General features: G+C 63.1%; 17 protein-coding genes and 1 pseudogene. 14 read left to right on the forward strand and 4 right to left on the reverse strand.

Annotated features, from left to right (window positions below; translation table 11 throughout):
- Positions 1-144: 144 nt before the first annotated feature.
- Both CK230_RS07830 and CK230_RS07835 read left to right on the forward strand, forming a co-directional pair.
- Complete coding sequence (locus tag CK230_RS07830; protein ID WP_095816626.1) at positions 145-1,641, forward strand: CoA-acylating methylmalonate-semialdehyde dehydrogenase; 1,497 nt, start codon at positions 145-147, stop codon at positions 1,639-1,641.
- Positions 1,642-2,113: 472 nt separating this feature from the next.
- Positions 2,114-2,416 carry a hypothetical protein gene (locus tag CK230_RS07835; protein ID WP_095816627.1) on the forward strand — a complete coding sequence of 101 codons (303 nt, stop codon included), beginning with the start codon at positions 2,114-2,116 and terminating at the stop codon, positions 2,414-2,416.
- 41 nt (positions 2,417-2,457) lie between these two features.
- Here the strand turns inward: CK230_RS07835 and CK230_RS07840 are convergent, their stop codons facing one another.
- The gene (locus tag CK230_RS07840; protein WP_095816628.1) at positions 2,458-3,258 is read right to left on the reverse strand and encodes an SDR family oxidoreductase; all 801 of its coding nucleotides are present in this window, start codon (positions 3,256-3,258) and stop codon (positions 2,458-2,460) included.
- Positions 3,255-3,584 carry a nuclear transport factor 2 family protein gene (locus CK230_RS07845; RefSeq protein ID WP_095816629.1) on the reverse strand — a complete coding sequence of 110 codons (330 nt, stop codon included), beginning with the start codon at positions 3,582-3,584 and terminating at the stop codon, positions 3,255-3,257. The genes CK230_RS07840 and CK230_RS07845 overlap by 4 nt, the downstream gene beginning before the upstream one ends.
- Before the next feature lie 78 nt (positions 3,585-3,662).
- Between CK230_RS07845 and CK230_RS07850 the strand changes: the two genes are divergently transcribed.
- Together CK230_RS07850 and CK230_RS07855 are read left to right on the forward strand one after the other, a co-directional pair.
- Positions 3,663-4,040 (forward strand): winged helix-turn-helix transcriptional regulator, encoded by a 378-nt coding sequence (locus CK230_RS07850; protein WP_095816630.1) that lies wholly within the window; start codon positions 3,663-3,665, stop codon positions 4,038-4,040.
- A gap of 256 nt (positions 4,041-4,296) precedes the next feature.
- Positions 4,297-4,614 carry a hypothetical protein gene (locus CK230_RS07855; RefSeq protein ID WP_095816631.1) on the forward strand — a complete coding sequence of 106 codons (318 nt, stop codon included), beginning with the start codon at positions 4,297-4,299 and terminating at the stop codon, positions 4,612-4,614.
- 22 nt (positions 4,615-4,636) lie between these two features.
- On the opposite strand, the gene CK230_RS07860 is transcribed toward CK230_RS07855, so the two are convergent.
- The gene (locus tag CK230_RS07860; protein WP_245429853.1) at positions 4,637-5,341 is read right to left on the reverse strand and encodes a GntR family transcriptional regulator; all 705 of its coding nucleotides are present in this window, start codon (positions 5,339-5,341) and stop codon (positions 4,637-4,639) included.
- A gap of 69 nt (positions 5,342-5,410) precedes the next feature.
- Between CK230_RS07860 and CK230_RS07865 the strand changes: the two genes are divergently transcribed.
- The 3 genes from CK230_RS07865 to CK230_RS07875 are packed head-to-tail and all read left to right on the forward strand — an operon-like array spanning position 5,411 to position 8,682.
- The gene (locus CK230_RS07865) at positions 5,411-6,346 is read left to right on the forward strand and encodes a dihydrodipicolinate synthase family protein (protein ID WP_095816632.1); all 936 of its coding nucleotides are present in this window, start codon (positions 5,411-5,413) and stop codon (positions 6,344-6,346) included.
- Between the two features lie 56 nt (positions 6,347-6,402).
- Entirely contained in the window at positions 6,403-7,668 is a 1,266-nt protein-coding gene (locus tag CK230_RS07870; RefSeq protein WP_095816970.1) for an FAD-binding oxidoreductase, read from the forward strand.
- Positions 7,669-7,680: 12 nt separating this feature from the next.
- On the forward strand, positions 7,681-8,682 hold the full coding sequence (locus tag CK230_RS07875; protein ID WP_095816971.1) for a 4-hydroxyproline epimerase: 1,002 nt from the start codon (positions 7,681-7,683) through the stop codon (positions 8,680-8,682).
- Positions 8,683-8,713: 31 nt separating this feature from the next.
- On the opposite strand, the gene CK230_RS07880 is transcribed toward CK230_RS07875, so the two are convergent.
- Positions 8,714-9,595, reverse strand: a complete 882-nt coding sequence (locus CK230_RS07880) for a LysR substrate-binding domain-containing protein (RefSeq protein ID WP_095816633.1) — start codon at positions 9,593-9,595, stop codon at positions 8,714-8,716.
- A 179-nt stretch (positions 9,596-9,774) separates the two neighbouring features.
- Between CK230_RS07880 and CK230_RS07885 the strand changes: the two genes are divergently transcribed.
- From CK230_RS07885 to CK230_RS07915, 7 genes and pseudogenes are all read left to right on the forward strand, one after another.
- On the forward strand, positions 9,775-10,161 hold the full coding sequence (locus CK230_RS07885) for an ectoine synthase (RefSeq protein ID WP_095816634.1): 387 nt from the start codon (positions 9,775-9,777) through the stop codon (positions 10,159-10,161).
- Positions 10,162-10,580: 419 nt separating this feature from the next.
- Positions 10,581-11,483, forward strand: coding sequence for a branched-chain amino acid ABC transporter permease LivH (locus CK230_RS07890; RefSeq protein WP_095816635.1), 903 nt, complete (start codon positions 10,581-10,583; stop codon positions 11,481-11,483).
- Between the two features lie 5 nt (positions 11,484-11,488).
- The gene (gene livM, locus CK230_RS07895) at positions 11,489-12,880 is read left to right on the forward strand and encodes a high-affinity branched-chain amino acid ABC transporter permease LivM (protein WP_095816636.1); all 1,392 of its coding nucleotides are present in this window, start codon (positions 11,489-11,491) and stop codon (positions 12,878-12,880) included.
- A pseudogene (locus CK230_RS07900) lies at positions 12,880-13,998 on the forward strand (ABC transporter ATP-binding protein); the annotation flags it as partial. The gene livM and the pseudogene CK230_RS07900, both read left to right, overlap by 1 nt.
- Before the next feature lie 32 nt (positions 13,999-14,030).
- Entirely contained in the window at positions 14,031-14,759 is a 729-nt protein-coding gene (locus CK230_RS07905) for an ABC transporter ATP-binding protein (RefSeq protein WP_095816638.1), read from the forward strand.
- Positions 14,760-14,773: 14 nt separating this feature from the next.
- Positions 14,774-15,118, forward strand: a complete 345-nt coding sequence (locus tag CK230_RS07910) for a DUF6867 family protein (RefSeq protein WP_095816639.1) — start codon at positions 14,774-14,776, stop codon at positions 15,116-15,118.
- A 135-nt stretch (positions 15,119-15,253) separates the two neighbouring features.
- Positions 15,254-16,372: a branched-chain amino acid ABC transporter substrate-binding protein gene (locus tag CK230_RS07915; RefSeq protein ID WP_095816640.1), complete on the forward strand. Its 1,119-nt coding sequence runs from the start codon at positions 15,254-15,256 to the stop codon at positions 16,370-16,372.
- The last annotated feature ends 206 nt before the right edge of the window (positions 16,373-16,578 follow it).

Genomic DNA, 16,578 nt, shown 5'->3' on the forward strand with positions numbered 1-16,578 from the left:
CAGGCGCGCCCTGTCATTTGCGACAATTAATGCACACTCCGCCGTCGCTGTCTATTTTCCGCACAACGGTTGCGATCTTCCTCGCGTTGCCATCGCCGCCGCAAAGGCGGACAATGCGCCATCACCAAACAAGGGAGAGAAACGATGATCGAATACGGTCATTTCATCGGCGGCAAGCATGTCGCCGGCAGCAGCGGCCGCAAGCAGGATGTGATGCAGCCGATGGACGGCTCCGTGCGCGGCACGGTGGCGCTGGCCTCGCAGGCGGAACTGCGCGCCGCGGTCGAGAACGCCAAGGCGGCGCAGCCGAAATGGGCCGCCACCAACCCGCAGCGCCGCGTGCGCATGCTGATGAAGTTTCTCGAACTGGTCCAGCGCGACTATGACGAGCTGGCCGACATCCTGGCGCGCGAGCACGGCAAGACCATCGCCGATGCCAAGGGCGACATCCAGCGCGGCCTCGAAGTGGTCGAAGTCTGCATCGGCGCGCCGCATATGATGAAGGGCGAGTTCACCGATGGCGCCGGCCCCGGCATCGACGTCTATTCGATGCGCCAGCCGCTCGGTGTCGTCGCCGGCATCACCCCGTTCAACTTCCCGGCCATGATCCCGCTGTGGAAGATCGCCCCGGCCATCGCCTGCGGCAACGCCTTCATCCTGAAGCCGTCCGAGCGCGACCCGGGCGTGCCGCTGCGTATCGCAGAGCTCTTCATTGAGGCCGGCCTGCCGGAAGGCATCCTCAACGTCGTCAACGGCGACAAGGAAGTGGTCGACGCCATCCTCGACGATCCGGATATCAAGGCCATCGGCTTTGTCGGCTCGACGCCGATCGCCCACTACATCTATTCGCGCGGCACCGCCTCGGGCAAGCGCGTGCAGTGCTTCGGCGGCGCCAAGAACCACATGATCATCATGCCCGACGCCGACATGGACCAGACGGTCGACGCGCTGATCGGCGCCGGCTACGGCTCGGCCGGCGAGCGCTGCATGGCGATCTCGGTCGCCGTCCCGGTCGGCAACGACACCGCCAACCGGCTGATGGAAAAACTGGTGCCGCGCGTCGAGAGCCTGAAGGTCGGTCCGTCGACGGATTCTTCCGCCGACTTCGGCCCGCTGGTGACGGCACAGGCGCTGGAGCGCGTGAAGGGTTACGTCGATATCGGCGTCAAGGAAGGCGCCAAGCTCGTTGTCGACGGCCGCGGCTTCAAGATGCAGGGCTATGAGAACGGCTACTATATGGGCGGCTGCCTGTTCGACAATGTCACCGCCGACATGCGCATCTACAAGGAAGAAATCTTCGGGCCGGTGCTCTCGGTGGTGCGCGCGCCGCGCTACGAGGATGCCATCAAGCTCGCCAACGACCATGAGATGGGTAACGGCGTTGCCATCTTCACCCGCGACGGCGACGCGGCGCGTGACTTCGCATCCAGAGTCCAGGTCGGCATGGTCGGCGTCAATGTGCCGATCCCGGTTCCGATCGCCTACTACACGTTCGGCGGCTGGAAGGCGTCGTCCTTCGGCGACCTCAACCAGCACGGCCCGGACGCGTTCCGCTTCTACACCAAGACCAAGACGGTGACCTCGCGCTGGCCGTCCGGCATCAAGGACGGTGCCGAGTTCGTCATTCCCACGATGAACTAGCCGGACGGTTTCTTAGCTGCGCGTCCTCGCCGCGTTGCGGCGGCGGGCGCGCGGCAGGCATCAAGGACGGCGCCGAATTCGTCATCCCGACGATGAACTGAGCGGACGGTTTCCCGTTTGCGCGTCCTCGCCTTCGGTTGCGGGCGCGGGCAGGCTTGACGATGAACTAGCCGGATGGTCGTCTAAGTTGAGATTGAGGAAGCGCGGTGCAAACCGCGCTTCTTTTTTGGAGTGATCCGCGTTCGGGATGTGGCGATCGGACTGCCGCTTTCACGGGTTGGCGGCTCTACTCGGATACAAGATCTGCGGCACAGCGCGTCCACAGAACGTCCGGACCTCCCAATAATTCCATCGCCGTGTGATGGAACCAACAGACCACTATCCGTCTTAGCCTGTATTCCTGCCATGCGTGCAGGCAATCAAACAGCGCCGGTGGCAGCCGGGGTTCTCGTCTGGCGCGAGGAGGTGTCAGGTGACACGATTTGTTGTGGCGGCAATGTTAGCGACGGCGGCGATCACCCTTGGAGCCGCCCCGGCAAGCGCGGCGGCGCAATGCGCGGCCCGCGCCGACATCATCAAGGCGCTGGGCGACAAATTCCACGAAACCGAGGCCGGGCGCGGCCTGATCAATCCGAACGTCGTGCTCGAGATCTTCGTCTCGGATCAGGGCAGCTGGACAGTGCTGGCCTCGGATACCAAGGGCCAGAGCTGCGTGCTCTCCGTCGGCGAGGGTTGGGACAGCCCGACGATCACCGCGTCGCTGCCGGGGACCTAGCGAAGGCTCCCCCGCGGCGAGGTCTGATGGCAAGACGCCGTTCAGACCGTCGGGATCGTGCCGCCGTCGATGACGTATTCGGCGCCATGGATCGCCGATGCGCGATCCGAAACCACGAAAGCCACCAGTTCCGCGACCTCTTGCGGCCAGGCCGGCCGTCCGATCGGGATGCCGCCCAGCGCATCCATGATGCCCTGACGCGCGGTTTCCTCGTCGGATCCTGCATGGGCGGCCAGCCGCTTGACCATGGCTTCCGATGCGGTGGTGTGAATCCAGCCTGGCGCTATGGCGTTGACGCGGATGCCTTTGGGGCCGAGTTCCTTGGATAGCGCCTTGCTGTAGGTCGAGAGCCCGGCCTTTGCCGCCGCATAGGCGATGGTGGATTCGTGCACGGGCAGGCGGCGCTGGATCGACGAAATGTGAACGATCGCGCCCGATCCCTGCTTGATCATCTCGGGAACGAGCAAGCGGTCGAGCCTGACGGCGGCGAGCAGGTTGAGGCTGAGTTCGTCGTGCCAGATCTGGTCGGACAGCGCCGCAAATCCGCCGCCAGGGCTTTTCGAGCCACCGACGCTGTGGACGATGATGTCGATGCCACCAAGTCCGGCGATCGTGGCGGCGGCGACCTTTGCCGTGCCGTCGAGAGTGGCGACGTCAGCTTGCACGAAGAGTTCCGCCGGTGATCCGGCGTCGGGCGAACGGGCGGTCGTCGCGACCCTTGCACCTGCCGCGGCAAGCCGGCGAACGATAGCTTCGCCTGCGCCCTTGGTGCCGCCAGTCACCAGCACGCGCTTGCCCCGGAACTCCTGGTCATCGGTGGCGAGTGTCTGCCGGATGGTCATAGGCCAATCTCCAGTTTCGCGATCCGGTCGCCGCCCAGCGTGAAATTGTAGTGGAGCGTTATCGGGCTGCCGGGGAAATCTCCAGAGACGATACCGGCGATACGCCATGCGTTGGCTGTCACACTGGCCTCCTTCACCTCGACTTTCGCGTGATATTTGTCGGTCGTGCTTTGCATCCACCGATAGATCGCTTCGGTTCCGCGATGGGTCTCGCCTTCGTCCTTGACGATGGCGTCGAGCGTGAAAGGCGCGAGCATCGCGTCGATGTCGTGGCGGTTATTGGCGACGAAATAATCCGCCAGCGGCTGAGGAAGGGTCACAGTCACGGTTTGTCTCCGATTGGATGCCCCGTCCGTGGGAGGGGGCGGCTGTTGTCGGCCGCTAAGATGAGTTATGCTGTAGAAATGACAAGAACCGACGAAAAAGTAAGGTACTTACCCGAAAGTAAGCCCGAGCCTCTGACGCCTTCATCCGCGGCGATCGGCGTCGAGAACGTGCTGCGCATTCTCGAAGGCCGGTGGAAGCTGGTGATCCTGTTTCATCTGTTCGGCGGCAAGGTGCTGCGCTTCTCCGACCTCGAGCGGGCCATTCCCGCGATCTCGCAAAAGATGCTGATCCAGCAACTCAGGCAGATGGAAGCCGACGGCATCGTGCGCCGCATCGTCCATCACCAGGTGCCGCCGAAGGTCGAATACTGTCTGACCGACTGGGGTCAGGCGCTGTGCCCGGCTCTCGATGCCCTGTTGAAGTGGGCGGCTCGGAAGGAGCCTGCCGACGGCTGATCGATCGCCTCCGTGACTCGGCCGCGGCGACACGACGGGGTTGTCGGCGGCGATGGCCAGCGCTTCATGGAGCGCCTTGTTTACGAAGCGGAGCTTCACCATATCGAATCCAGGGAGTGATGATCTCCCCAGGACAGACCGGAAACCAGAAGGAGTGACGTGATGAAGACGTCGAATCCGGCCTGGAGCCTTCCGGCACACTGAGGCGGCCGTATGTGCCTCCCTTGCCGGAATGCGAAGGCGAAGGAGGTGCCCCATGGCACGCGAATTTTCGTTTCGATGGATCAAGCTAGCAGCCGTTGGCGCCCTGATGGTGCTGCCGGCTGTTCCGGCGCGGGCGCAAGTGATCTGCGGCGGCCATGACTATCTGGTCGCGCGGCTGGCGGAGGCGTTCGAGGAGAAGCGGCTGGGCTACGGCGTGGCCGGTCAAGCCGCCATCTTCGAGGTGTTCGTCTCGGCAAGCGGAACCTGGACCATCCTGATGACCGACGTCAAAGGCCAGAGCTGCATCCTGGCCGCCGGCGAGGGGTGGGAAGACACGCTGGCGACCGCGGTCCGGCAGCCGGGCGGCTGACCTCGAGCAGGTACTGCCCTGCTCAACGCGTGGCGGCCACCTCGGCGTGGCCGCGCAGCAGCGCAATCAGTCTCTTGGCGTCCTTGGCGGCGCCTTCCTCGTCGCCGTCGAGGATCGAGCGGATCAGCGCGACATGGTGCTCGGCCGATTCGGCCAGCCCGGTGTCGGCTTTGTAGCGATACCAGAAGCGGCGGCTGTGGGTCTGCAAGGGGGCGGCCACCCGCGCCGCGAAGGGGTTGTCGGCGGCGATGGCCAGCGCTTCGTCGAGCGCCTTGTCGGCCTGGATGAAGGCAAGCACGTTGCCCGAGATCACCGCCTTCTGCATGGCTAACGCCGCCTCATGAAACAGGTCGGCGGCCTCGCGGGTGACGAAGCGGGCGGCCGAGCGGGCGAGCACAACCTCGATGCCGCGCCTGGCATCGAGGATCCGCAGCCAGTCGCCCGCGTGAAGCGGCGCGACCGCGATGCCGGCGCGGGGTCTTATGTCGAGAAGCCCTTCCCAGGCGAGCCTCTGGATTGCCTCCCGCACCGGGGTGCGGCCGAGACCCAGGCGATCGATCAGCGCGCCTTCGGTAACGAAACTCGATGGCGCCAGCTCGAGCGTGACGATCATGTGCTCCAGCGCGCGATAGGCCTTGGTCGCGGCCGGCTCGAAGGCGGCGTTGGTCTCAGCGGATATCAGCGGGGAGATCAATGGCAGGCTCCTGATATATTTTTCATATATCATAACTGATTCAGCGTTGACACGGCAATTCTTGATAGATATACGACTGATATATCAGAGGAGAAACAGATCATGTGGACCGGAGTTTTCCCAGCAGTCACGACCAAATTCACTGCCGACGACCGCCTCGACCATGCCGAGATGGAGCGCTGCTACGGGCTGCAGATGGAGGCCGGCTGCGACGGCATCATCGTCTGCGGTTCGCTGGGCGAAGGCCCCATGTTGTCGCCTGACGAGAAGATCGAGGTGCTGAAGACGGCGCAGGAAGTCGCCGGCAACAAGCCGGTGCTTTTGACCGTCAACGAGCCCGGCACCCGCGAGGCGGCGAGCATCGCGCGTCGCGCCGCCAGGGAAGGCGCCGACGGCCTGATGGTGGTGCCGAGCCCGATCTACCACACCGACCCGCAAGAGACGGTCGCCGCCCTTCGCGCCGTGGCGGAAGCCGCCGACCTGCCGGTGATGATCTACTCCAACCGGCTCGCCTATCGCGTCGACGTGACCGTCGAGCTGATGGAGGAGCTGGCGTCGGACAAGCGCTTCGTCGCCATCAAGGAATCCTCCGACGACATCCGCCGCTCGACCGAGATCATCAACAGGTTCGGCGACCGCTACGATCTCTTCACCGGCGTCGACAATCTCGCCTTCGAGGCGCTGTCGGTCGGCGCCATCGGCTGGGTCGCGGGCCTGGTCACCGCCTTCCCGCGCGAGACGGTCGCCATCTACCAGCTGATGCGGCAGGGTCGTCGCGACGAGGCGCTGGCGATCTATCGCTGGTTCCGGCCGTTGCTCGACCTCGATGTCTCGACCTATCTGGTCCAAAACATCAAGCTTGCCGAAGTGCTGGCGATCGGTACCAATGACCGCGTGCGCATGCCGCGCCAGCCGCTGTCGGGCGAACGCCGCAAGGCGGTCGAGAAGATCGTGCGGGATGCGCTGGCGGTGCGGCCGACGCTGCCGTCGCTCGAGACGCCTGCTCGATCGACGGACAGGCTGGTGGCGGCCGAATAAGGGACAGCCTTCACGTGCAGGAAAATTCCGAGGACGGGCGCCGCCCCTCATCCGCCCTGCGGGCCCCTTCTCACCGCGAACGGGGAGAAGGGGAAGACATCGCCATCATCGGCGGCGGCATCATCGGCATCTGCGCCGCGGCCTTTCTGTCCGAGGCGGAGCGCAGCGTCACCGTCTTCGACCGTACCGGCATCTGCGAGGAGACGAGCTCCGGCAATGCCGCCGCCTTCGCTTTCTCCGACGTGCTGCCGCTGGCGCATAAGGGGATGATCCGGCAATTGCCGAAATGGCTCGCCGATCCGCTCGGGCCGTTGGCCATTCCGCCGGCCTATCTGCCGAAGCTCATGCCGTGGCTGATCCGCTTCTGGCGGGCGGGCGCGGCGAAGCATTACGAAGCGAGCCTGGCGGCGCAGGTGGGCATGATGAGGCTCGCCGAAGCCGAATGGATGGGCCTGCTCGACCGCTCCGGCACGCGGCCGATGCTGCGCGAGGACGGCTCGCTGGAATTCTATGAGAGCGAGGCGGAATTTCGCGCCTCGCTCTCCGGCTGGGACGAGCGCCGGCGCGTCGGCATCGGCTTCCGCCATGTCGAAGGCGAGGAGATGGCCGCGCTGCAGCCAGGTCTTTCGCCGCGCTTCATCAAGGGCACCTTCGTGCCGGGCTGGAAGACGGTCGCCGATCCGAAGCTGCTCGGCAAGGCGGTCTGGGCCTATGCGGAAAAGCTTGGCGCCCGTTTCGAGCATGCGCGGGTCGAGCGCATCGAGGCTGACGCGAAAGGCGCCACGATCACGCTGGCCGATGGCACCAGGCGAAAGGCAGGCAAGCTTGTGATCGCCGCTGGCGCCTGGTCGCATCTGCTGGCAAGGGTCCTCGGCGACCGCGTCCCGCTCGAAACCGAGCGCGGCTACAACACGACGCTGCCGGTGTCAGCCTTCGACGTGAAGCGGCAGCTGATCTTTTCCGGACACGGCTTCGTCATCACGCCGCTGCAAACAGGCCTGCGCGTTGGCGGCGCCGTCGAGCTCGGCGGCATCGAGCGGCCACCGAATTTCGCGCGGTCCAAGGCCATGCTGGAGAAAGCCAAGCGTTTCCTCCCCGGGCTCGATCCGTCCGGCGGCCGCGAGTGGATGGGTTATCGCCCATCACTGCCGGACTCGTTGCCGGTGATCGGCGCGGCGCGCGCGCCGAACGTCTACTACGCTTTCGGCCACGGCCATCTCGGCCTGACCCAGTCGGCGGGGACCGGCCGCTTGATCCGCGATCTCGTTCTCGGGCAGACTCCGCCGGTCGATCTCACCCCTTTCCGCCCAGGGCGTTTCTGAAAAGAGAGTATGATGGCCAAAAAAACCTTCACCTGCATCGACGGCCACACCTGCGGCAATCCGGTGCGTCTTGTCGCCGGCGGCGGGCCCTTGCTCGAGGGCTCGACGATGATGGAACGGCGCGCGCATTTCCTCGCCGAATATGACTGGATCCGCACCGGGCTGATGTTCGAGCCGCGCGGCCATGACGTGATGTCGGGCTCGATCCTCTATCCGCCGACGCGCGAGGATTGCGATATCGCCATCCTGTTCATCGAGACGTCGGGCTGCCTGCCGATGTGCGGCCACGGCACGATCGGCACGGTGACTTTTGCCGTCGAGCACGGACTGGTGAAGCCGAAGACGCCGGGCGTGCTCAGGCTCGATACGCCGGCCGGCCTTGTCATCGCCGAATACAAGCAGGTTGGCGAATATGTCGAGGAGGTGCGCATCACCAATGTGCCCTCCTTCCTCTATGCCGAAGGCCTGACGGTCGAATGCCCGGTGCTCGGAGAGATCAGCGTCGATGTCGCCTATGGCGGCAATTTCTACGCCATCGTCGAGCCGCAGAAGAACTACCGGGACATGGCCGACTACACGGCCGGCGACCTCATTGCCTGGAGTCCCGTCGTGCGGCAGCGCCTCAACGAGAAATATTCCTTCGTGCACCCGGAGAATCCCTTGATCAACCGGCTGTCGCACATCCTGTGGACGGGCAAGCCGAGGAACGCGGAGGCCGATGCGCGCAACGCGGTGTTCTATGGCGACAAGGCGATCGATCGCTCACCCTGCGGCACTGGCACCTCGGCGCGGATGGCGCAGCTTCATGCCAAGGGCAAGCTCAAGGAAGGCGACAGTTTTATCCACGAATCGATCATCGGCTCGCTGTTCAAGGGCAGGGTCGAAAAAGAGGTTAGCGTGGCGGGCAAGCCGGCGATCATCCCCTCGATCGGCGGTTGGGCACGGATGACCGGGCTCAACACCATCTTCATCGACGACCGCGATCCGTTCGCGCACGGCTTCATCGTGACGTGATCGTAAGCCGCAATATCCAGCCGCCTTGCGGTCAGGCCTCGGCTTTGACCGAAACCTGATCGCGGAACCATTCGGCGAACTTGGCCTCGGCGGACGAGGGCTGCGCCGACATTGTCAGGAAATAACCCTTGTCGTCATCGGTCGAAATATCGGAGAGGACGACAAGGTCGCCGCGCCTGAGCTCCTCGCGAAAAACCTCGACCGGGCACAATGCCACGCCGTGGCCGGCAATGACCGCCGTCGCCAGTATGTTGAAATCGGCAAAAACCGGGCCGCTGCCGACATCGCGCCCTTCGACCCTGGCCTTGGAAAACCATTCCTGCCAGCCCTGGCGCGTCTCGTCGTGCAACAGGTCCGCCGCAGCGATGGCCGCCGCCGTTTCCAGCCGCCCCTTGCGCGCAAGATAGTGCGGGCTGCAGGCGGGCCGGCTTATGCGGGAAAACAGCTTGAGACTCGTGACATGCGGCGAGGGATCGGCGCCGAGCGTGATCAGGATATCGTTGTCGTCTTCGAGCCGGTCTTCGGCCTTGGCGTAGGCTACACGGATTGCGATCTCGGGATGGCGCGCCGTGAAATCCGACAGGCGCGGCACCAGCCAGCGGCTGGCGATGGAGGGAATGCAACCCACCGACAGCGATGCCTGGCCGGCGTTTCTGCGAATGCGGCGGCAGGCCGCGCCGAGCTCCGTCAGCGCCGCGCTCGCTGACACCTGCAGAGCCTGCCCTGCCTCGGTCAGCCGCACCTTGCGGGCGCCGCGATGAAACAGCGCCACGCCAAGCCACTCCTCCAGCCGCCTGATCTGGTGGCTGATGGCCGGGTGGGTGACATGCAGTTCCTCGCCGGCCGCGGAGAAACTGAGATGGCGAGCGGTCGCCTCGAAGGCCCGAATCGCATTCAGCGGCAGATAGTCCATCTGTAAAATTCTCTAACAGAAAAAGCCAAAATCCGTCATTTGAAGCACGGTTCGACTTGAGTCATTGACTCTGGGCCGACGGCACAAAATCTAACCGGGCGAGACCAAAAAGTCGATGCCTACCGCCAAATTCGACGCGCGCCGCCGCTTCTCAAACCTGGTTTCGTGGAAAGACAACAATGTTCACCAGACAATTGGCTGATGTAGAAAAAACTGACTTCTTTGTCGATTGGGGCAACGGCACCAGCCATCGGCTGCTGACGAGCCAAGACGGCATGGGCTTCACCATATGTCACACGGTGGTGCGCGCCGGCAGCGAATCGCGACTGCAGTACCGGCGGCACCTGGAGGCCTGCTACTGCATCTCCGGCAGCGGCGAGGTCGAGGACATGACCGGCACCGTCCATCGCGTCGAGCCGGGCACGGTCTATGTGCTCGATGCCAATGACGACCATTTCCTGCGCGCCGACAGCGCCGGCGACATGGTGCTGGTGAGCGTCTTCAATCCGCCGCTCCAAGGCACCGAAAAGCACAGTCTTAATGGAGAAGGAGGCTCTGCTTACTGAGACTTCGCTTCAAGGTCTTTCTGTTGCGGCGTGGCGCCCTCGGCCGAAGGGCGCCGCACCGTCACATGCCCGTCACAGATGACGGAATCCTGACCTTGCGGAAGGTGTGGCCGTGGGAAACCGGACGCTTCGGCTGGTGCAAGGATTCTTCTCTTCAACTTATTTTGACGCTGATTTCTTCGACGGGAGGCCCATCATAGGGTTGAATCGTCAAAGACATTGCGTTGTGCCAATGCTAGGGTCCGCGATAGTCCAGAGGTCGGGTGCGAAAAAACGGGCAATCGGACGGCGTGCTTCCAAACCACGCAGAGCGATTGAAAAATCACGTTGCAATCCGGGCTCGAAACTTTACGACTAGGGGAAATACGAAAAGGAGTGCGATCCGGAAACGGGCGACATTCCAGGGGAGCCGCATAAATATGCAGTACTTCGTCCAGCAGCTTATCAATGGGCTGACGCTGGGATCTATCTATGGGCTGATCGCGATCGGCTACACGATGGTCTACGGCATCATCGGCATGATCAATTTCGCCCATGGCGACATTTTCATGGTCGGCGCCTTCACCGCCCTCATCGTCTTCCTGATCCTTGGCGCGCTGTTTTATTCGGTGCCAATCGTGGTGGCGCTTCTGATCATGATGATCGTGGCGATGCTTCTCACCAGCCTCTACAACTGGACGATCGAGAAGGTGGCCTACCGGCCGCTGCGCGGCTCGTTCCGGCTGGCGCCGCTGATCACCGCCATCGGCATGTCGATCGCGCTGTCCAACTTCGTGCAGGTCACGCAGGGTCCGCGCAACAAGCCGATCCCGCCGATGGTCAGCCAGGTCTACACGATCGACGGCATCAGCATCTCGCTGAAGCAAATCATCATCGTGCTGGTGACGGCGGCGCTGCTGGCAATCTTCTGGTACCTCGTCAACCGAACCGCGCTCGGGCGAGCGCAGCGCGCCTGCGAGCAGGACCGCAAGATGGCCGCGCTGCTCGGCATCGACGTCGACCGCACCATCTCCATCACCTTCATCATGGGCGCGGCCCTTGCCGCCGTCGCCGGCACTCTGTTCCTGATGTATTACGGCGTCGTGGTGTTCTCGGACGGCTTCGTGCCGGGCGTGAAAGCCTTTACGGCGGCCGTGCTCGGCGGCATCGGCTCGCTGCCGGGCGCCGTGCTCGGCGGGCTCTTGATCGGCTTCATCGAGAGCATGTGGTCGGCCTATTTCTCGATCGACTACAAGGACGTCGCCGCCTTCTCGATCCTGGCGATCGTGCTCATCTTCCTGCCCTCCGGCATACTGGGCCGGCCTGAAGTCGAAAAGGTCTGATCCTCATGGCCGCTACCGTGTCCTCGGAGCGCGACGACGTCGTCCCTCCCATCCAGCGCGCTCTCCGCGAAGGGCTCTATGCTGGCGCCATCGCGCTTGGCCTGTTCGTTCTGTTTATCGGCCTCAGGACCGACCAGAACATCAGCAACGAACTGATCCTGGTGCAGCGCTGGCTGCTGCTTGCCCTGGTGGTTATCGCAACCGCCATCGGCCGCTTCGTCTATGTCGGCTACGCGCAGCCGGCGATGGAGCGGGCCAAGGCCGAAAAGGCCAAGGCGCCCGCGGCCGTGGCGGAACCTGGTTTCGTGCGCCAGAACTTCAACAAGATCGGCATCGTCGTGTTGCTGCTTTATCCGATCGCGATGGTGCTCGCTTTCGGCTTCCAGGGTTCGCTTAAATGGGTCGACAATTTCGGCATCCAGATCCTGATCTATGTGATGCTGGCTTGGGGCTTGAACATCGTTGTCGGCCTCGCCGGCCTGCTCGATCTCGGCTACGTCGCCTTCTATGCCGTTGGCGCCTATGCCTATGCGCTGCTCGGCACGCATTTCGGCCTGTCATTCTGGATCCTGCTGCCGGCCGCCGGCTGCATGGCCGCCTTCTGGGGCGTCATGCTCGGTTTCCCGGTGCTCAGGTTGCGCGGCGACTATCTGGCGATTGTGACGTTGGCGTTCGGGGAGATCATAAGGCTTGTGATCATCAACTGGCGCGAAGTGACCAACGGCTCGGCCGGCATTTCCGGCATTCCGAAAGTCTCATTCTTCGGGCTGATGTCGTTCAACGTGTCTGATCCGAATTACATCGCCAAGGTGCTGCACATCGCCCAGTCGGGCGCCTACTACAAGATTTTCCTCTATTATCTGATCCTGGCGCTCTGCTTCCTCACCGCTTTCGTCACCATCAGGCTTCGCCGCCTGCCGGTGGGCCGCGCTTGGGAAGCGCTGCGCGAGGATGAAATCGCCTGCCGCTCGCTCGGCATCAACACCACCACCACAAAGCTGACGGCCTTTGCCACTGGCGCCATGTTCGGCGGCTTTGCCGGCTCGTTCTTTGCCGCCCGGCAAGGCTTCGTTAGTCCTGAATCCTTCGTCTTCCTGGAATCGGCGATCATCCTCGCCATTGTCGTGCTCGGCGGGATGGGTTCGCTGGGCGGCATCGCGGTAGCGGCACTGGTGATGATCGGCGGTACCGAGATCCTGCGCGAGCTCGGCTTCCTCAAGGTCGTGTTCGGCCCCGACTTCACGCCGGAGCTTTACCGCATGCTTTTGTTCGGCATGGCCATGGTCATCGTCATGCTGTGGAAGCCGCGTGGCTTCGTCGGCAGTCGAGAACCGACAGCCTTCCTCAAGGAGCGAAGAGCGGTCTCAGGGTCCTTCACCAAGGAGGGCCACGGCTGATGAACGCGACCCCTTCTTCGAGCGACTTCATCCTGCAGGTCGAGCATCTATCGATGAAGTTCGGCGGCCTGGTCGCCATCGGCGACCTGTCGTTCCAGGCCAGGCGCGGCGAGATCACCGCGCTGATCGGTCCGAACGGCGCCGGCAAGACAACGGTGTTCAACTGCATCACCGGCTTCTATAAGCCTACCGAGGGCATGATCACGCTCAACAAACGTGACGGCTCGACCTACCTCTTGGAGCGCCTGCCCAATCACGAGATCCCGGCACGCGCCAACGTCGCTCGCACCTTCCAGAACATCCGCCTGTTCTCGGGCATGACGCTGCTCGAGAACCTGCTGGTGGCCCAGCACAACAAGCTGATGAAGGCCTCGGGCTACACCTTCCTTGGCCTGTTCGGCTTTCCCAGCTATCGACAGGCTTCTGCCGAATCGATCGAGCTGGCCAGGCATTGGCTGGAAAAGGCCAATCTCGTCGACCGTGCCGACGATCCGGCCGGCGACCTGCCCTACGGCGCGCAGCGACGGCTGGAGATCGCGCGCGCCATGTGCACGGGTCCCGAGCTTCTGTGCCTCGACGAGCCGGCCGCGGGTCTCAATCCAAGAGAGTCGGCGGCACTCAACGAACTCTTGATGGACATCAAGAACAGCACGTCGATCCTGCTGATCGAGCACGACATGTCGGTGGTCATGCAGATCTCCGACCATGTTGTCGTGCTCGAATACGGCCGCAAGATCTCCGACGGCAGTCCGCAGACGGTCCGCACCGACCCGCGCGTCATCGCCGCCTATCTCGGCGTCGACGACGAGGAAGTGCAGGAAGTGCTCGTCGAAGTCGGCGACGAGGATGTCATCGAGCAGCTCGATACGGGCCCCGACTCGGTGCACGGTCCGGGCAACTCCGCTTCGATGATGGTGGGACCGGTTTCCGATACGGTCGAGCACGCTGACGAGGGCGAACGGGTCACGGTGTCGAAGGGCGCTTCGAAAGCGGCGCAGGTCGACGCGCGCGCAGCTTCGATCGCCGGCAAGCCCCAATCGGCAGCCAAGCCGGCCACGAAATCCAGCACTGCGAAAGCGGCGCCTAAAAAGCCGGCCGCAAAGGAAACAGCGTCCAAGCCCACAGCGGGCAAGCCTGGAGGGCGCAAATAATGGCCGGCACAACGCTGCTCGATATAAAGGGCGTCGAGACCTATTACGGCAACATCCGGGCGCTCAATGGCGTCAACGTGCAGGTCAACCAGGGTGAGATCGTGGCGCTGATCGGCGCCAATGGCGCCGGCAAGTCGACATTGATGATGACCATTTTTGGAGCTCCGCGCGCTCGCGCGGGCAGCATCACCTTCGCCGGCACCGACATCACCCAGATGCCGACGCACGAGATCGCCCGCCTGCGCGTTGCCCAGTCGCCGGAAGGACGCCGCATCTTCCCGCGCATGACGGTGATGGAAAACCTCCAGATGGGCGCCAGCCTCGACAACCTCAAGCATTACGACGAGGACGTCGAGAAGGTGTTCGCACTGTTCCCGCGACTGAAGGAACGCATCGGCCAACGCGGCGGCACGCTATCGGGCGGCGAGCAGCAGATGCTGTCGATCGGCCGCGCGCTGATGGCGCGGCCGAAGCTTCTATTGCTCGACGAGCCGTCGCTGGGTCTCGCGCCGTTGATCGTCAAGCAGATCTTCGACGCCATCCGCGAATTGAATAAGTCGCAAGGGTTGACCGTGTTCCTGGTCGAGCAGAACGCCTTCGGCGCGCTCAAGCTCGCCACGCGCGGCTATGTCATGGTCAACGGCAATGTGACAATGAGCGGCACCGGCAAGGAACTGCTCGCCAATCCGGAAGTGCGCGCCGCCTATCTCGAAGGCGGACATCACTAAGAGGAGTCTTCACCATGGGCATTATCTACGAAGAAGCCTCGATCTGGCAGTTCCTGTTCGTCACCTGCCTGCTTGGCGGCTGGGCGGCATGGATGACCGGCAAGGCCGCCGCCCAGACCTGGAGCAGCCACGTTCAGCTGTTCTTCTATATGCTCGGTCTCGGTGTCGGCATCCGGTTCATCCATCACGCGCTGTTCGACGGCACGATGTTCTCGCTGCATTACTATGTCGTCGACACCATCGTGCTGATGATCCTTGGCTTCCTTGGCTATCAATACACGCGCACCAACCAAATGGTCACACAGTATAACTGGCTCTATGAAAGAGCTTCCTTGTTAAGCTGGAAGCCAAAAGGTTGACGTTCACCATTACGCCGTCTCGGGACGAATCGGCGTGACAAGTGCCTGAAAATCGGCATTCTATGCTTTCTGCGATAAGGGTGGGCATCGCATGAAAGTATCATCCACGCCCACTCCGTAAATGGGAGCGTTTCAATGAAAAAATCACTCTTGTCCGCCGTTGCGCTGACCGCGTTCATCGCGTTCAGCGGCAGCGCGTGGGCCGACATCCTGATCGGCGTCGCCGGTCCGATCACCGGCCCGAACGCCGCCTTCGGCGCACAGCTGCAGAAGGGCGCCGAGCAGGCGGTCGCCGACATCAACGCGGCGGGTGGCGTCAATGGCCAGCAGCTCAAGATCGAGATCGGTGACGACGTCTCCGATCCCAAGCAAGGCATCTCGGTCGCCAACAAGTTCGTCGCCGACGGCGTCAAGTTCGTCGACGGCCACTTCAATTCGGGCGTGACCATTCCGGCTTCGGAAGTCTATGCCGAAAACGGCATCCTCGTCATGACGCCGTCGGCAACCAATCCGAAGCTTACCGAGCGCGGCCTGTGGAACACCTTCCGCACCTGCGGTCGTGACGACCAGCAGGGCAAGGTGGCCGGCGACTACATCGCCAAGAACTTCAAGGACGCCAAGATCGCCATCGTCCACGACAAGACGCCTTACGGGCAGGGCCTTGCCGACGAGACCAAGAAGAACCTCAACGCCAACGGCATCAAGGAAGTGATGTATGAAGGCATCAATGTCGGCGACAAGGACTTCTCGGCCCTCATCGCCAAGATGAAGGAAAACAATGTCAACCTGATCTACTGGGGTGGCCTGCACACCGAAGCCGGCCTGATCATACGTCAGACGGCCGACCAGGGCCTGAAGGCGCCGATGTTCTCGGGCGATGGCATCGTCTCCAACGAACTGGCCTCGATCGCGGGTGACGCGGTTGCCGGCACGCTCAACACCTTCGCTCCGGATCCGCGCAAGAACCCGGACGCCAAGGAAGTGGTGGAGAAGTTCCGCGCCGCCGGCTTCGAGCCGGAAGCCTACACGCTCTACTCCTATGCGGCCGTGCAGATCATCACCCAGGCCATCGCCAAGGTCGGTTCGGCCGACGACGCGCAGAAGGTTGCCGAAGTGATCAAGTCCGGCGGTCCGTGGAAGACGGTTATTGGCGAGATCGGCTACGACGCCAAGGGCGATATCACCCGTCCCGACTACGTCATCTACGAATGGAAGAAGGGTGACGACGGCAAGTACAGCTACTTCGAGAAATAAGCCGGCAAATAGAAGCCGACTTGCAATGGATGCCCGGCGCTTGCGCCGGGCATTTTTGTTTTGCGTGACCGCAGCCGGCGGGGAAGCCCCGCCCGGCGGCTCGGACCGCGCTCAGGCCTCCCGCGGCAGACCGGCGGAGGAGCAATAACGACGCGCCTGCCGCAAACAAACGATTTAAATCGTTTTAGCTGTCGCGCAAATTTGGT

Source organism: Mesorhizobium sp. WSM3859 (genome assembly GCF_002295065.1).
Lineage (GTDB): Bacteria > Pseudomonadota > Alphaproteobacteria > Rhizobiales > Rhizobiaceae > Mesorhizobium.

What these genes read in the sequence shown, in the direction of transcription:
- CK230_RS07830 (WP_095816626.1), top strand. Translation starts at nt 145, where the DNA reads ATGATCGAATACGGTCATTTCATCGGCGGCAAGCATGTCGCCGGCAGC.
- CK230_RS07840 (WP_095816628.1), bottom strand. Translation starts at nt 3,258, where the DNA reads ATGACCATCCGGCAGACACTCGCCACCGATGACCAGGAGTTCCGGGGC.
- CK230_RS07850 (WP_095816630.1), top strand. Translation starts at nt 3,663, where the DNA reads ATGACAAGAACCGACGAAAAAGTAAGGTACTTACCCGAAAGTAAGCCC.
- CK230_RS07855 (WP_095816631.1), top strand. Translation starts at nt 4,297, where the DNA reads ATGGCACGCGAATTTTCGTTTCGATGGATCAAGCTAGCAGCCGTTGGC.
- CK230_RS07860 (WP_245429853.1), bottom strand. Translation starts at nt 5,341, where the DNA reads ATGATATATGAAAAATATATCAGGAGCCTGCCATTGATCTCCCCGCTG.
- CK230_RS07865 (WP_095816632.1), top strand. Translation starts at nt 5,411, where the DNA reads ATGTGGACCGGAGTTTTCCCAGCAGTCACGACCAAATTCACTGCCGAC.
- CK230_RS07875 (WP_095816971.1), top strand. Translation starts at nt 7,681, where the DNA reads ATGGCCAAAAAAACCTTCACCTGCATCGACGGCCACACCTGCGGCAAT.
- CK230_RS07880 (WP_095816633.1), bottom strand. Translation starts at nt 9,595, where the DNA reads ATGGACTATCTGCCGCTGAATGCGATTCGGGCCTTCGAGGCGACCGCT.
- CK230_RS07885 (WP_095816634.1), top strand. Translation starts at nt 9,775, where the DNA reads ATGTTCACCAGACAATTGGCTGATGTAGAAAAAACTGACTTCTTTGTC.
- CK230_RS07890 (WP_095816635.1), top strand. Translation starts at nt 10,581, where the DNA reads ATGCAGTACTTCGTCCAGCAGCTTATCAATGGGCTGACGCTGGGATCT.
- livM (WP_095816636.1), top strand. Translation starts at nt 11,489, where the DNA reads ATGGCCGCTACCGTGTCCTCGGAGCGCGACGACGTCGTCCCTCCCATC.
- CK230_RS07905 (WP_095816638.1), top strand. Translation starts at nt 14,031, where the DNA reads ATGGCCGGCACAACGCTGCTCGATATAAAGGGCGTCGAGACCTATTAC.
- CK230_RS07910 (WP_095816639.1), top strand. Translation starts at nt 14,774, where the DNA reads ATGGGCATTATCTACGAAGAAGCCTCGATCTGGCAGTTCCTGTTCGTC.
- CK230_RS07915 (WP_095816640.1), top strand. Translation starts at nt 15,254, where the DNA reads ATGAAAAAATCACTCTTGTCCGCCGTTGCGCTGACCGCGTTCATCGCG.